Annotated in this window: 5 protein-coding genes; all 5 read left to right on the top strand. The window is 25.7% G+C overall.

Going from position 1 to position 18,299, the window contains the following annotated elements; translation table 4 throughout:
• Nucleotides 1–62 precede the first annotated feature (62 nt).
• Nucleotides 63–1,418, top strand: coding sequence for a glycine--tRNA ligase (locus V2E24_RS02475; RefSeq protein ID WP_407940495.1), 1,356 nt, complete (start codon nt 63–65; stop codon nt 1,416–1,418).
• Between the two features lie 8 nt (nt 1,419–1,426).
• Nucleotides 1,427–3,409, top strand: coding sequence for a DNA primase (dnaG, locus tag V2E24_RS02470; protein ID WP_330500845.1), 1,983 nt, complete (start codon nt 1,427–1,429; stop codon nt 3,407–3,409).
• Nucleotides 3,410–3,422: 13 nt separating this feature from the next.
• Nucleotides 3,423–4,940 carry an RNA polymerase sigma factor gene (locus V2E24_RS02465; RefSeq protein ID WP_330500844.1) on the top strand — a complete coding sequence of 506 codons (1,518 nt, stop codon included), beginning with the start codon at nt 3,423–3,425 and terminating at the stop codon, nt 4,938–4,940.
• A complete protein-coding gene (locus V2E24_RS02460; RefSeq protein ID WP_330500843.1) occupies nt 4,940–5,722 on the top strand; it encodes a Nif3-like dinuclear metal center hexameric protein in 783 nt (260 codons plus the stop codon). The genes V2E24_RS02465 and V2E24_RS02460 overlap by 1 nt, the downstream gene beginning before the upstream one ends.
• A 148-nt stretch (nt 5,723–5,870) precedes the next feature.
• On the top strand, nt 5,871–18,143 hold the full coding sequence (locus tag V2E24_RS02455) for an SGNH/GDSL hydrolase family protein (RefSeq protein ID WP_330500842.1): 12,273 nt from the start codon (nt 5,871–5,873) through the stop codon (nt 18,141–18,143).
• Nucleotides 18,144–18,299 lie beyond the last annotated feature (156 nt).

Raw genomic sequence — 18,299 nt, 5'->3', positions numbered from 1 at the left:
AAGGGCTGTGCTTTTTTTAATTTTTATTTTTTTAAAAAAAATAATAATTTAAAATTGTTTATATGAATAAAAAGAGCATGCAAGATTTAGTAAATCATTTAAAAAATTCTGGATTTGTATTCCAAGGAAGTGAAATTTATAACGGATTATCAAACACATGAGACTATGGTCCTCTTGGAAGTTTATTAAAAGACAATATTGAGAATTTATGAAAAAAAGAGTTTATTTTTAAAGAAAAAAATAACTATTTAATAGATTCAAAAGTTTTAATGAATCCGCAAGTTTGAGTAACAAGTGGTCACGTTTCGAATTTTAGTGATCCATTGATCGAAAACAAAGTTAATGGCAAAAGATATAGAGCTGACAAATTAATTCAAGAAATTGACCCAACTTTAGTTCCAGAAAAAATGACTTTTGAACAGATGAGCAATTTTTTAAAAGAAAATTTAAAAACTTACGAAAATTCTAAGTGCGAATGAAGCGAAATTAAAAAATTTAATTTAATGTTCGAAACTCATCAAGGAGTTGTAGAAGATTCTAAAGCTAAAGTTTATTTAAGGCCTGAAACAGCACAAGGTATTTTTATTAATTTTAAAAACGTCCAAAGAAGTACAAGGGCCAAAATGCCTATGGGTGTTGGTCAAGTAGGTAAAAGTTTTAGAAACGAAGTAACACCAGGTAACTTTATTTTTAGAACTAGAGAATTTGAACAAATGGAACTTGAAGTGTTTACTGATCCTTCTGAAGCTGATCATTTTTACAAATACTACATTAATAAAGCATACCAATTCGCTTTAAAATTAGGGATAAAAGAGCAAAGCATCAGAATTAGAGAACATGAAAAAGAAGAGTTAGCTCACTATTCTAAAGGTACTACTGACATTGAATTTGATTTTCCTTTTGGTTGAGGAGAGCTTTTAGGTGTTGCTAATCGTGGAGATTTTGATCTAAAAAGTCACATGCAAGCCACAGGAGAGTCATTAGATTATTTAGATCCTTCTACAAACCAAAAATATATTCCATATGTAATTGAACCTAGCATGGGGTTAGATAGATTAATGTTAGCGATTTTAGCTGATAGCTACGAAGAAGAAGAGCTTGAAAACGACACTAGAATCGTATTAAAACTTGACAAAAAACTTAGTCCATACAAGGTAGCTGTTTTACCATTAGTTAAAAAATTAAGTCCAAAAGCAAATGAGATAGTCGATATGTTAATTGATAATAATGTAAGCGTAACATACGATGAAACAGCATCAATAGGTAAAAGATACCGTAGACAAGATTCGATCGGAACATATTATTGTGTTACTGTAGATTATGACACATACGAAGATGATTGTGTTACTCTAAGAAACAGAGATACAATGCAACAAACAAGAATTAAAATAAGTGATTTATTAGATTACATTAAATAATTTTTAATATGAACCATAACAGAAGTGAACAAATTAATCAAATTATCAATAACGCTGATATTGTCAGCGTTATTTCTGCGTCTGAAAATTTAATTTCTAAAGGTAGAGATTATGTTGCCTTGTGCCCTTTTCATGCAGATAGCAATCCAAGTATGTCAGTGAGCACAACAAAAAATATTTACAAATGTTTTTCTTGCGGAGCTGGCGGAAACGCTTTGACTTTTGTTAAAAACAAATATGGTTATTCTTTTTTAGAAGCTGTTAAATTTTTAGCCAATCTACAAGGAATTGATTTTAGCTTTAGTGATGAATCAAATCAATTTTATAGCAACCCTAAAATTGCGCAGTATTTATCTGTGTTACAAGATTTAAATAATTATTTTAAAGTTCAAGCTATTTCCAATCAAAATGCACAAGAGTATTTTTTAAAAAGAAAATTAGATATAGAAATAAGAAATACCTTTAATATTGGTTATGTACCAGACCAAGGTTTAGACGAATTTATAAAAACTTTTAATAGCGAATCTGAAAAAGATTTGTATTTTTTAGGTTTAATTAATCAAAATAACAAAAGTATTTTTTACAATCGAGTAACTTTTGCAATTCAGGATAATAAAGGTAATGTTGTAGGTTTTAGCGCAAGAGTTTTAGATGATTCTAAACCTAAATATATTAATTCACCTGAAAGTGAAGTTTTTAAAAAGTCACAGATTTTATACAACTATAATAACGCACAAGAAAGTGCTAACATCGCAAAAGAAATAATAATTTGCGAAGGTTTTATGGATGTTATAGCTTTATATAAAACTAATTTTAAAAATGCTGTTGCTCTAATGGGTACATCCTTAAGTAATGAACACGCTAAATTATTAAAAAATTTAAAAGTTTTATTATTTTTAGACAACGATATAGCAGGATTAAACGCAACCAAAAAATCAATTATTAGTTTACTTAAAAATAACATTGAAGTTAATGTTATTAAAAATAACCTAAACAAAGACCCTGATGAAATTTTTAACACTTATGGTGCAGATGCTCTAACAAAAATGATTCAAAATAATCAAGTTAGTGCTTATGACTTTATTTATGATTTATTAACAAATAATTTTATAAATAATCCAGATATTAATATTCAAGAATGAGTTAGTTTCGAAAAAGAAATTAATGAATTTTTTTCTTATGCTCCGCAAAATATTATCGATTTTTATGTTGAAAAAACAAAAAATCTATTTAATAAAACACTACACATTCAAAAAGATAATAATATAAACACAACTAATAACTTTTACCAAGAAAACGACTACTCTTCATATCAGTATCCTTCTAGTGATCAGATGATTGAAAATTTTGAAAAAACAATCGAGCAAACTCACTTTCAAAATTACGGTAATTTAGTTAATACAAATGACTATTTTTCAAGTAAATATGATTCAAAACAACCTAAAAAAGACAAAATTGATAAGACAAAAATTTTGTACGAACCACTTAATAAAATAATTATTAACATTCTTAGTAATCCAGATTTTTTCATTTATTTTGCTCAACAAAAAGCCAATCGAAATGTTATTTTTAAATATGTTTTAGAAAAAGACAATATTTTTAATGACTTGTATAAACAAGCTAATGATTTGTGCGATACCTATATTAATTTAAAAGAAAATGGCCAAGAGCATTTATCAGATAATTTAAGTCAAAACCTCAAATTTTTAAAAGAAAAATTATATGAAGAATTTAATAAAAAATATCCAAATAAATTTATAGATGAAAAAGACTTTTATAATTTTGCCGAATTAACCTTAATTAAAGAAGAAAACACCAAAATGGAAAATTTCATAAGTATGATTAATAATTTCACAAAATTTATAAAAAAAAGTAAAATATCTAATATTAAACTGACTTCAGTGAATACCGCTCAAGAGAATGAAGAAAACAGCATCGAAGATGATGTTGAATTTCTTGTTTGAATTTCTCAATTAACTAGAAAAAAATAATTAAGGAGACATAATGCAAAATAACCACGATGAAATAATAAAAGCTATTGAAAAATATCTTAAACTAAAAAATAAAAAGCAATTAAGTCAAAGTGATGTTTTTGATTATTTAGATTCTAAAGATATGTATTTAGAAGACGAAAATACAACTGAAGAGATTTTAGATATTCTTTACAAAAAAGGAATTTTAGCTGATTCAACAGATGAAGGTGATCAAGATGATGTTTCGTTAGATGATTTTGAAGGTGTCTCTGAAAAAGAAAAACAAAAGATTTTAAAAGAAACCCAAAATAAAAAATCTAAATTTGATGATTTTGAAGATTTAGATGATGATATAGACTCAGAAGAAGACATAGAAAATATTTCTCTTGATGATGAAGATGATATGGACATGGATTTTGATGATGAGGGCGACGAAGATTTTGATAATCTTGAAGATTTAGAAGATTTAGATGATGAAGAAGCCCAAAAAACTTCTGAAGCTGTTGAAGAGGATGAAGTTGAAGAAGATGATGATGAAGATTCTTCATTTGATCATGAGGATGAAGATAGCGACATTGATTTAGGTGACATTGACCTTAATAACTTAGATTTTGACATTGATTTAGAAGATAATGATCGTCAACAACTTAAAAATTTAAACAATAAACTAACTGAAACAAACGATATTGTTAAATGATACATGCGTTGAATTGGTAAATACGGAGAACTTCTTAAACCAGAAGAAGAGCATGAGTTGGCTAAACAAATGAACAAGGGTGGTTTTAGAGGTAAAAGAGCAAGAGATAAATTAATTAAACGTAATTTAAGACTTGTTATAAACAATGCCAAAAAATATAAAAACAGAGGACTAAGTTTTATTGATTTAATTAGTGAAGGGAATGCTGGAATTCTTAAGGCTGTTCAAAAATATAACGTTGAAAAAGGTTTTAAATTTTCAACATATGCAACATGATGAATTAGACAAGCTATAACACGTGCTGTTGCCGATCAAGCTAGAACCATTCGTGTTCCGGTTCATATGGTTGAAACAATTAACAAAATTACTCGTCACGAAAGAGAATTGCAACAAGAATTAGGTTATGAACCAACAGATGAACAAATAGCTGAGCGTTTTGGTGGTGGTTATACAGCTGAAAAAGTTCGTTACATTAGAAAAATTAACATCGACCCAATTTCTTTAGACAAGCAAATTGGTAAAGAAAATGATTCAAGTTTCAGTGATTTTGTTAAGGATGATAGTGTTCCTAACCCTATTGATTTTGCCAGCCAAGAACAGCTGTCAGATATATTAAATGATTTAATTAATACATACTTAGAACCAGACGAAAGAGAACTTATTTGTAAGCGTTTTGGTGTAGGTGTTGATGAATTTGGAAACAGATATAGAGTTCACTCATTTGAAGAATTAGCAAAAGAAAGAGGTGGCGTTTCTAAAGAAAGAGTGCGTCAAATTGAAAACAAAATTTTACGTAAACTTAAAAATTGTTCAAGAAACGGTAAGCAACTTAAGGACTTTATCAAAAACTAATGAAATTAAAAATAAAAGATATTACAGATTATTTTTTATCTAAATACCCACTTGAAAATGCAGAAGTGTGAGATCCTAGTGGTTTTAGTTACAAAAACAGAATTAACTCAACTCTCAAAGGGGTTGTTTTAGCCATTGATTTAACTAACGAAGTTTTACAAAAAGCCATTGATAATGATTGTAATTTAATTATCACTCACCATCCATTTCTTTTTGAAAAAACTCTTGAAAACGAATTTTACAAAGCTCCATACAAAAAAGAAATTTTAGAAAAATTAAAACAAAACAAAATAACTGCTATTAGCTTCCATACTAACTATGATAATGACGCTTACGGAACAAGTTATCAAATAGCCAAAATGCTAAAATTACAAAATTATGTTTGTTTTAAAGATCATGGATATCCTGTAACATTATTTACAAATACAAATTTAAGCACTGTTATTAATTCGTTTAAAACAAATATGAATTTAACACAATTTAGAACTAATATACCTGTAAGCAAGATGGATTCACCAATTCAGAGAATTGCAATTTTAAGCGGAAGCGGATATATAGGTGAAATTATAGAGTTTGCTAAAAAAGGATATGATTTAATAATTTCAAGTGATATTAAATGAAGTGATTGAATAGTTTATGATCAGATTAAGGCTCCTATTTTAGAAGTTCCTCACCTTGATGAAGAAGCTTTTGTTTATGATTTTTATCAACAACTTAAACAAAAGTTTAACATTAAAAACGTTCATATTTGCACACTAAAAGAACCATATAGAAATTTATAAAAATAATAAAATTTTAAAACCAAAAAATGTACTTTTTTGGTTTTTTTAATTTTTATAGCTATAAAATAGCGATTTTAGTCATTTTTAGAATTTAATACCTGATTTTAAATATGTTATTATTACATTGTAATAATAAAGGAGGGTACTTATGAAATTCAAAAATAAAAATAAAGTACTTTTAAGCTCAGGTTTAAGCGTTTCTACAGCCGCTTTAGCTTTAATAGCAATTTCGTGCGAAGGAATCGGAAAGAAAAATGAGATAGAAAAGTCTCCATATCAAATCCCTGATAATGATCAATCAGAAACTAAAGAATTTATTCAACCTACATTAGTTTCGCTTGATGATGAGTATAAAGATATTGATTTATCAGCAATTGATAGTAAAAATACACTCCCAGATAAACGTAAAAAAAGTTCAAATTTTATTACCAAAGACCAAAATGTTAAATATTTAGCTTTAGGTGATTCAATCACTGCTGGTTTTGATGGAACACTAACACAAGATTATCCAGGTAAAAAAGAAGCTGACTCAAGCGTAAGCGGATTAAGTTACGCTTCCTTTTTTGCCAGAATTTTGAATGATCAAAATCGTTTAGATGATTTTAACAACTATGCAGTTAGCGGTTCAACAGCACATGATTGAATTGGTCTTTTAAAACATGATGTACAACACCAATATAATATTTCAAGCGAAAGACTTGTTAAGAAGTTTGGAAATAATTATGCTCTAAAATCTCGTGAGATTAAAAGTAAATTAGCTGAAGCGAATTTAATCACTATCTCCATTGGTGCTAATGATTTAATTCAAGACTTTCTTGAAACTACCCGTAAAAGCGATTTTGTCGAATCGATTTTATCTTTATTTAAAAAAGATGCGCAATATGGTAATTTAGTTAATAGTGTCAAAAATCTTCTTGATAAAGCAATTTTAGATACATCTAAAAAAATCGCTACTTTAGCTTCTATTATTCGTGAATTAGCACCAAATGCTAATATTAATTTTGTTTCTTATCCTGTACCAGAATTAAAATTAAAAAGCTTTATTGATAAAGCTTTTGAAAATTTAGCAGGAAACTTAAATTTTAAAATTAGTGATTATGTTATTTCAATTTTAAATGAGCAAGTTAAGGCTAACGCAATAAGAAATAAAGCCAATTATGTTAATTTATATAATTCAGACTTTTGAAGTAAAAATAACCACGATTTAAGCTCCATTTGAATCGATATTCACCCAAATACAAAAGGTTACAAAAAAATGGCGCTTGATTTGTATTTAAAACTTACAAATGATTTTTCAAATGTTGAAAAATATAAAGATTTAGGTGATTTTGATTTTGATGAAAATTACATCAAAAGCGACATAAACACAAGTAATTACCAAATTGAAATTAATAACGATTTTAATCAATATAAACAAGCTTTAGAAAATCACGCAGCATTAAGTTCATTTGCGTTCATTAACAATAAATCAAGATACGAGAGCAATCTTGATTTAACTAGAAATGTTGATAACTTCGGAAAAAGAATAACTACATTTGCGCTTAATTTTGATGATATAAGTGTTAATGTTTTATTAACTTTATTAAAAAGCCAAACATTCAAAAAGATCGATCCTAATGGAATTTTAAGTGAATTTCTAAGCGAAAACGATTTTAAACACTCAAAAGAGTTTGTTGAGTGATTGGCCAACACTAAAATATTAATTAAAATCATTAATAACATTCAACATCAACTTGATCAAAAATATCAAGAAAATCCTGATTTTGGTTTAAATGAATTAAAAGATATTCTTTTAAATTCTGTTTCAAACCAACAAATGATTTTTGAATTTGTTAAATCATTTGCCCAAAGTGATTTCATACAAAAAAATAAAGACAAACTTAAAGAAATAACCACCAAAATTGTCTCTGAAGAGCAAGCGCAAAAAATTAAAAATTTAGTTTTAGACTTTGTTCCTAATTTAGTCCAAGATAAATTGCAGGCTATTTCGCTTAATACACAAGATTTAAAAGAATTTATTGATGATTTAATTTCTGCTAGTGACATTGCTCAAATTTTAAAAAGTGTAGTTTATGATTTTTTAGAAACTAGCGATAAATTAGATAATGTTAATAATTTTGAAGAATTCGCTATTGTTTTATTACAAAATCAAAACACTTTAAAAAGTGTTAAAGATATTTCAACTAAAATAATTGATAAAACATTTAATAACCCAAAAATCGTTTCTTCAATTTCACATTTTTTAAGTAATTTATTATTAGAAAATGAATTGATCACAAACGAGCAATCTATAAAAGTTAAACAATTAATTACTGATGTACTTTCTACCCTCAAAGATAATCAAAGTATTGTTCAATTAGCTAATAAGTTTGTTGAGTATTTTATTGAAGGTATTTCAAAATCTTTTGCTCAAACTTCAACTTTAAATGAGTCTTTAGTCTTTAGTTTAAACTACGCTCTAGATAAAATTAAAACTAGCTTAAGCTCACTTAATTTTGTTGTTGAAGTTATCCAAGATTTAAACAAATCACAAATTCTTCAAAAAAACAAACAACTTTTAAAGGATATTGTTTCTAATTTACTAAATTCACCTAAAAAATTACTTACAAAATTAACCATAAATGTTCTTCCTAATAATATTAAAAATTTAAGTAACTTATTTATAGGGCAAGAGTTTGAACCACTTTTAGATTTTGTTTATCAAAATCAAAACTTCAAAAACTTAGTTTTAAATTCTTTTGATTCACTAATAGATAATTCTTCAAAAATAATCGAAGATAAAAACTCAGACACGGTTATCTTAAAATTAACGCAAGTTTTAAGTTCATCACAAAATATTGAAAGTGTTAAAAAACTACTTGAACAAACTTTTGAGTATATTAAAGATAATGACATTATTAAAAGAATTTTAATTTCATACTTAAATCACATTAAGCTTAATCCTCAACTAGCTCACCACTCAAAATTTATAAATGAGTTTTCTAATTTTGCTAATGAGTTTTTAACAAGCAAAAATATTGCTAATAAGATATTAGATATTTTGCAACAAAAAATTCAAAACGCAGCAAGCGTTCAACAATTGTTAAATAATTTTGCACAATTACCGCAAGAAATTTTAAATATTTTATTTAATCAAGATGCATCATTAAAAGGTATCTTAAGTTCGATTTTTGAGTCTAAATTATTAAAAGATAATAAAGAAAGTATTTCGCAAATTGCTAGCGCAAGCGTTGATTATTTAGCTGAGTCAAATAATCTAAAACCTCTTTTAGATTTAATTGTTAAACCATTAATTTCACCATTAAACGAACAATTCCAAGAAATTATTGTTAATTTATATTCATCATTAATTAAAAAAGAGCAAAGTATAGATTTTATAAAAGTTCTTGTACAAAGAATTATTAGTCAGCAAGATTGAATTGCTTACATAAATACACCAACAAATTTAATTTACACACTTTTAAAAGATAAATATGTACTTTTAAATTTACCTAGTTTTTTAAATAATGTCGCTGATGTTTTAATCGAAAATAAAGAAGTTAGAAAAGAGCTACTTAAAATTGTTTCAAGCATCTTAAAAGACGAAAAACTTGATCAAAATATTGATAATTTTGATCAATATATTGATACAGTTTACGATATTTTAATTTCAAGAGTGTTAAACGATTCTAATATTTACACTTTAAGTTTATTTGTAGAAAGAGCAATTAAACAAACAAATAGCTTTGATGAATTTGTTGATTATTTAAAACAAAACTTTTTAAGTAACTTTAAAATTGATGCTTTTGGCATTGTTAAAGACTTAACTGTATCTGATCTTTTTGGTAAAAACAAACAAAAAACAAAAACTTTTGTTTCTAACTTAGCACGTAAATTTGTCAATAAAGAAATTTACGCAAAGGTTTTTGATTCACTTAATTTAGATCAATTTATTAAAGATACTAATTCACTTAATAACTTAAAAGAAAGTATTTTAAAATTAATTGACAAAGGTGAATTAGAAGAGTTATTAACCTTATTTGTTGAACACATTTCTGACAGTTCTAGTGAATTGGCGCAAGCGTTTAACTTTAATTCCTACGTAAAAATTCTTTTTAGCAAACCTTCATTATTTTCATTTAAGTTTCAAGCTATTTTAGGTAATTTTGTTGAATTATTACTTGATAATGAACAAATTCAAGATTTAGTAGCTACATATATTTTTGATGCTATTGATAAAAGTGGCGAGTTTGATTGAATTTTTGAAGGTGTAGAATATAAAAAGCAAACTATTAAAAACATTTTTAGATTGTTAAATTCTCTTAAAAGCGACTTACATTTAAATGAGTCTTTATCTGTTGCTGTTATCAAAAATTTTGCAACTTATGGAATCAGCTACAAAGAATATGACTTTTTTAACCCGCTTGTGGCTAATATTGCTAAATATTTTGCTGAAGATCAAGAAAATAAAGTTGTTAATTTAATTAAAAAAGGTGTGCAATTGCCTTCATTTAGAAACTTAAATTCAGATTTAAAAACGATTTTTTCAAACATAATAACTAACTCAAACAAATATGAACTTTTAGTTGATAAATTAGTACCTTTAATTGAGCAAATTCCTCTTATTCAACAAAAAATAACACACACAACACAATTGAATAATTTAGCTAAATTTATCTTAAATTCAACTGAATTTAAATCAATTATTTCTCATGCACTTTTTAATTTATTTGATAATTTAGAAACACTTAAGGATGTAAATTCTTACAGCGATATTATCAATAAACTTTTTGCTAATGTTGATGTTAATGAGGTCAAACAAAACACAAGTGCACTTTATAGAAAAATTATTGAAAATAACGATTTTAAAGTCGTTGCTAAAGATTTATTGAATTCATTGTTTGATGTACCAAATTTAGACGCTGATGCTAAAAGTAATTTAATAAGTGATTTAATTGATGAATCCCAAAAAATTAGTGACCTACTTAAGGTTGAGGATGTTATTATTCCAAGATTTTTTGAACTTATTAAAAAATTACAACAACAGCATGCTGATTTGTCTATTTCTAATTTCATGCCAGATTTAATCCAAACAATTAAAGACAATCTTTTGGATAATCCTTTAGAATTAATCAAAAAAATCACAGCGCTAAGCACATTTACCAATAATAAATCAGCGATTATTACAATAGCTGATTATTACGCAGAAAACGTTTATAAAAGTATTGATTTTAGCTCCGCTATAGACTCTTTAGCAAATTCAGTTAATGCAGAAATTTTAGAATATGTAGATTTAGACGAAGTCAAAACAATTTTAAAAAATATTTTATCTAACAACAACACTCTAAACATTTTTAGAAAATTAATTCCTTACTTAGTTAATAATACAAATTGAATTACACTTTTAAATAATCCAAAACAAATAGTGGATGATTATATTTTCGCCAGTGACTTTAATAACCAAAACGCCGCTGAATTAGGTAATTTTGTTATTGATATTGTTTCAAGCCAAATTAGTAATTTATCTAAAACATTCACTAAAACACTTGTTAAAGTCGCTAATAAATATCAAATCAATTTAAATAAAAGTGACATTGAACAACTTTCAAGCGACACTTTAGTATTTTTAAAATCACTTTTAGATTCGCAAGTGTTTGATACTTTTAAGGCTAATTTGATTTTAGCTTTTAAAAACGCTACAAGTATTCAAGATTTTAGTAATAAAGCTTTTGAGGCTTTATTGCAGTGATTAAGTCTTAAAGATTTTGGTGTTATCAAATTACTTTTAAATAGTGATTTACTTTCTAAAAATACCCAAACTATAAAACAAGTAATAAGAAATATTTTTGAGCAATTAAAAACATCAAAAATAGCTAGTGATTTAGTTGAAAAAATTGACTTATCTTCCTTTAATATAGACGAACAAACTCAAAGTCAAATCAAGGCTTTTATTAAAAACAATTTAGCTAACAGCACAATTTCTTCAATTTTAACTAATAGCGTTGAGTTTATTTTAGATAATGTTAACAAACTCAAAAAAGCTAATAACTTAAACGAATTAATCAACTTGATTCTTAAAGAAGATCAATTTATTGATTCAATTTCAACAGATGTCATTAGCTTGATTAATGACTTTTTAAGCAATGAAAAATTCATTAATTTAACCGCAACATTTGTACAAAAACAAATAGAAAATTCTCAATATTCATGAATTTTCACAAATGTTAAAAACAAAGAATTAGTTTTAAAGCAAATTCTTAAACTTTATTCAAAATTGGATTCAAAACTACAAATAAACGCCAATATCATTAACTCGTTAAAACAATCACTAAAAAGAGACGGTATTAATTTAGATATTTCACAAACCTTTACAAGTGCATTAACAAATATCTTTAGTAATTTAGACGAAATGAAAATCACAGCAATTGTGAAAGTGATTTTTGAAAGCGATTTATTAAAAACTAGTTTAGATGATGTTAAAACAATAATTAATAACATTTTTAATTATTTAAAAAATAATTCAAATATAGTTGAAAAAATTTCATCTTTAGCTTATTCACAACTAAAAAATAACGATTTAGATTTAATTGATCTTAGCGATATTCAACAAATTTTAAATCACTTAATTAATGAGCAATACATAAAAGATATTGTTAATATAGCTTTAGAAAATACAAATAATTTAGTTCAAAAAGCTAATGAAATTAATTCGCTAAATGACCTTATTAATAATGTCTTAAAAGTTATTAACTATGATATAGTTTTTGAAAAAGTAGATCAGTTACTAAATTCATTATTAACTCAAGAACAATTTATTAACATAACACACAAGCTAATTAAAAATAGCTTTAGCAAATTCTTATCAATAAACATAGATTCACAAATTGATAAATTTGCTTTAGATTTAAGTAAAAACTTAAATACTTTAGTTAATACACAAAATTTTAAAAATAATTTATTTTCTGTCTTAAAACAAACTTTAAACAACTTTAAAGTTGATAACAACGCAACTAATATAGCTGATTTTATTGTTAATAATTTATCTTCACAAACTAACCAAATCATTTCTGATCCAATTAATTTTGCTCATTTATTATTCAAAAATGAAGCATTCACACAAAATAAAAACGCTTTTTTAAGTGTGTTTAAAGCGCTTTATACAAAAATTACTCAAAGTAGTTTAATCTTAAATAAGATTGAGTCATTAATTAATAAAAATGCTAACAGCACTTATGATCCGCAAGAGATTAATAATTTATTTAAATATTTAATTAATAATAATGACTTTAATCAATTAATTATGAGTGCGCTGGATAATGCAATTAGTAATGGTGAATATCTAGTGTATCCAACACTTGAGCAAACTATATTCAATATTCTTAAAAATTCAAGAATATTGAATTCTCCTAATTCTTTTGCCCAGTTAATTAATAATACTTTTGAAGATGTAAATCTTGAAAAAACATTTACTTTATTGTTTGTGAATAATGTCCAAAAACACGCAAACATAGTTGTTTCTAATAAATTAGCTAAAGATATTTATTCATTAGTGCCATCACTTTTAAAACACAATGATTTATTAACCAAAATTTTAAGTTCATTCAACCAATCACTTAATAAATCTAATTCTTTAAGTGATTTAAGTTCTAATTTATTAGCTGATTTAGTCAAGGTAATTGACTTTAACGATTTTACGATTTTTAAAACCATTTTATCAAGTGATATTTTCGCTAATAACGCAAACGAATTAAAACAGTTAGTTAATACTTTATTTGATAAATACATCACAAATTCTTCGTTAGATTTTGTGGATTCGTTATCATTTTTAGATTCATTAACACAACTAAATATCAACAAAACCCAAATAACCAACGCTTTAAAAGAGCTATTAAAATCAAATACTTTTAAAGAATTTGTTACTTTATTAACATCAAAATTAATTGATTCTAGATTAGATTATTCACAAATTAACTCATGAAATGATTTTATTAAAGAATTTCTTAAATTAGATTCACAGCAAAATTCAATTCCTAATAAATTAACACAATTAATTAAAGAATTATTACAAAAATCTAACTTCAAAGAAATTGTTTCAAAATTAATTGAATCACAATTAAATTCAGAAACTTTCAACAAAATTTTTGCAAAAGTTACACATAAAAATGAATTAATTAAGGAAGTAATCAACCTTTATGATGTTATTGACACTAATTTAAATATTAGCGAATTATTAAGTTCAGGATTAATTTCGGCTGTTGCCAAAAACGGCTTAAACATAAATATATCTAATTTATTTAACTCAATTTTTACAAGTATTTTAGAACAGTTTAAAGATGAAAATTCTCAAACTAAAGTATTTAATTTAATTCAGTCACTACTAAAGACAAAAATATTCACCGAGTATAAACAAGATTTAGAAATAATTGCCAAAAACATTTTTAATATGCTTAAAGATGATGATAGTGTTTTAGAAATGTTGGCTAAATATATTGCTGATTTACTGCCACAAAACCAAAATATAAACACATCAAAATCCGATATAAAAACAATCTTAAAAATCGTTGTAAATGACCAAAATTTTGCGAATATATTTGACAAATTAATCACAAACACAATTAAAAACGTCGATCAATACAAAAATGCAACAGATTTAAATGATTTATTAAATAAATTTATTATTTCTATAGATGTAAGTGCTTTAAAAAATGATATTAAAGGACTTTTAAAAACACTATTAACTAATTCAAGCGTTCAAGATAGTATTTATAATATTTTGATCAATCTTTTAAAAACTTACTCAGTTGATGTGCAAATTGATAACATTAGTGAATTTGTAAGAAACATCACACACAACATTGAAGATTTAGTTAATTCATTGGATTTAATTGACCCGATTATAAACACTTTAACTCAAGCGTTTGAAAATGCTAAAACAGCAACAAATAAGGCTCAAGCATTCGAAGGAATTACTCAAAAAATTACCAATTTATTTGCTGAAAAAATAACAAATAAACCAAAACAAGTAGTGGATACTTTATTAAATAAAAATTATGTTCAAAATAACATTAATTCGCTTAAATCCATTGCTAAACAATTGATTAAGCACTTTATTAAAGATCAAAACACTATCAATTTAGCATTTGAAAAAATTAAGTTATCTTTAGTGGATAAAAACGTCGATGATTATATTAATTTTGACGCATTTAAAGAATTAATAACAAACATTCTATCTTATCCAGAAATTTCAAATATTATTGATAATACAATCAATTTATTAATTGACAATAGAGAATGAATTGCTCATTTAAGTGACTTTAATAGCTTAATTTCACAAATTTTAACTATCCCTAATTTTGTCGATACAATTAAGAGTGATTTAATTAAAGTATTAGAAAAAGCTACTAAAGAAAAATCAACAACATTAATAATGCTCAAAGCACTTAATAAAGTAGCTAAAGACAATAACATAAACATTGACTTTAACACTTATATTCTAAACATTGAAAGTTTAAAAAACAACATTTTTAGCTTACTTGAAGATTTAAATGTTAAAAACCAACTTTATGATTCAATTTTTGAAACTTTAAAAGAAGGTAATTTACAGAATTTAGCAGATAAATTACCACAAAAAATTATTCAAGTTTTAAACATTAATTTTGCTGACTATAGCAACATTAAAAAAATTATCAACTCTAATGTTTTTAGTAACTCACAATTGTGAAAAGATTTAATTATTAATCTTGTTACTCAAGTATTAAATACCGACATTAATTCAAAAATTGCTAAAGCAATTAATATTACTCAGTTATTGGATACTGACATAGATGCTACTAAATTATCAAACGTTGTTAATAATTTATTGAATTACACACAAACTAAAAACATTTTAGTAGAATCATTCAAACAAATTTTTGATAATTTTGAACAAGTAAAACAAGCTAATTCTTATTTAGATTTAGCAAAAGTTTTATTAAATCAACAAGATTACCAAACAATTGTTAAAAACAACGTTAAAAGTATATTTACTTCACTTATAAGTGATGAAAATCTTGTTGATATAGTCTCTAAAATAGCTTATACACAGTTAAATAAATCAAATCTTAGTTCGCTTTTAAAAGATATCAAACAACCACAAAAATTAATCGCTAACTTAATAAAAGTTATTCCTTCAATTAATTCAGAATTTAATATTTATCAAATTATTATTGATGCTTTTGTTGATAGTATTTTAGCTTCAGAAGAAAATATTGAAATTGATTTATTTGTTAAAAATATTTCCAAAGCTTTTGGAGAGCAGCTAAAAGAAAATGTTGAAACAAAAATCTTATCAATTTTAAAAACAGCAACAACCAACCCTATTTTTTCACAAATTCAAGAGAGTGAAGATTTTGTTCAGTTAATCACAAATATCTTTGATTATTTAAAAGACAACAATATTCTAAGTGATCTAGTTTATAATCAAATCCCACAACAAGTAAAAAACCAAATTACACAATTGATTGAGCCACAACAACTTAAAGGAATAATTAAAACTTTAGTGGATCATCCAAATCTAAAAGAATTAGTAGTTTGATTTATTAGATATTTAAGAGAAAATAAAGATTTAATCAATTCACAAAACTCATTAATACAACTTTTACAAAATATCTTTAAAAACACACAAAACGCTCAATTTTTCAAAACAAAAATGAGAGCAATCATCACTTCTACTTTAAATGATAAAAACGTCGCATTATTGCTTAAAAACGCTATTAACTCATATTTAAAATATTCTGGTGTTAATGTTAAAATTGATAACATTGAAAAATTGATTAATGATCTTTCTAACAATATTAATGGTTTAGTTGAAAGATTAGGTATTGTTGATAATCTTTTAGATTCATTTGTTTCTAAAATACAAGATTATTCCTCAATTTTTGATTTTATTAATAGCTTTATACAAAATATAGCAACCAACATTAAAATCACCGAATACTCAACATTTACTAAATTGATTTCAGATCAAGCGGTGGCTCAAAACAAAGAAGCCTTAAAATCAATTTTTAGACAATTATTAAACTCATTTGTGGCTTCACCTGATAAATTAGCTCAAACACTTGAGTCTTTAAGTATAGCTTCGTTAATTTCAAGTGATAACACTTTTGATGCTTCCTTAGTTAATAAAGCGTTAGCTAATGCTATTGGTACTCAGGGAGTGTCTAAAATTGTCCAAAAAATAATTTCAGATATAGTTGACAAAAACCTTGAGTATGCTCAATTAGACTCATGAGCTGCAGCGCTTTCAAAAATAATTAAAGAAGATCACTCAAACGTCTTTAAAGACAATGTTAAACAATTTATAAGGGATGTATTTAACACAAATGATTTAACCTTTGCAAATGCTTTAGCTGAAATTTTAGTTAATAAATTAAACAGCTCCGGTGAATTTAGAATCACAAACGATAAAAAACCTTTAGTTTCAAGATTTTTACACGGATTATTAAAGGGAGTAGCAAATTCTGATGAATATGCAAAAATTATTGATCAAATTTTCAATAATATCAAAAACATTAATTACACAAACCAAACTCAATACATCAATGATGTAATTAAAGCTGTTAAAAAAGGTGCGCTAAGCATTATCACTAATTCAGCACAAGATAAAATAAGCATTTCCAAAATATTAAGCTTTAGTCCCTTAATAGACAAAATATCAGCTAATATTAATCCTTCAGATTATTCTGCATTTATTAACTTATTATTTGACGCTAGTGACTTTAATAGTGAAAAAGGTATTTATGCAATTTTAAAACCGATTTTAATGCCTGGAAGCGCTAGTTCTAACAACTCAAATTCTTCAACATCTCAAGCTTCTGGCGATGAGGAAAAACCTTTAGGTGTTGAGTTTAATTTTGGCGATATTTTTTCTGTTGTAGGTGATTCTATGAGAACACTTAAATCAATCTTTAGACCTTTATATAAAGCACTTTTACAAAGAGCAGCTAGAGGAGAAGATTTCTACAGCAAAAGAGATATACCTGAATTTAAAGCTTTATATAGAATTAACGCGATAATTTTATGATTCTTAAGACATCAAAATTTAGGTATTGTATCATTTTGAAATACAAACTTATTAAGAACCACAACAGTCGAAGGAATTGTCAACCAATCTCAACAAGAAGCCTATGAAGAAGAATTTAATAAATTATCTCAAAGTGATAAAGACAGAATAAACAGAAGTAGCCAACATCATAAAAGAATTTATGGTTATGCCGGTAATGGTAGATATACATGAGAGTATATTTACGGAAGTAGGTCAAACTTTACAAGTAATTCAAATTACAGCAAAGATCAACTTTTAGCATATGTTTATTATGTAAATTCAAACCCAGCTGACAGATTTAACCCAAGTGTTACAAAAAGCTCTATTTTATGGAAATCACTTAAGGATGGTCACTTATAGACCAAACAAACAAAAATGACGCAAATTAATGCGTCATTTTTATTTTGCTAATTTAAATATCAAGGTTTTTAACAAATTTAGCGTTTTTCTCGATAAATTCTCCTGAGTTTCCAAGTTGTAAAAGCATAAAAAAACGAAACAGCCTACAAATAAGCT

The organism is Mycoplasmopsis ciconiae (genome assembly GCF_036350065.1).
Classification (GTDB): domain Bacteria; phylum Bacillota_I; class Bacilli_A; order Mycoplasmatales; family Metamycoplasmataceae; genus Mycoplasmopsis; species Mycoplasmopsis ciconiae.
Note: the sequence above shows the minus strand (reverse complement) of the source record. Positions and strands in the feature narration are given on the sequence as shown.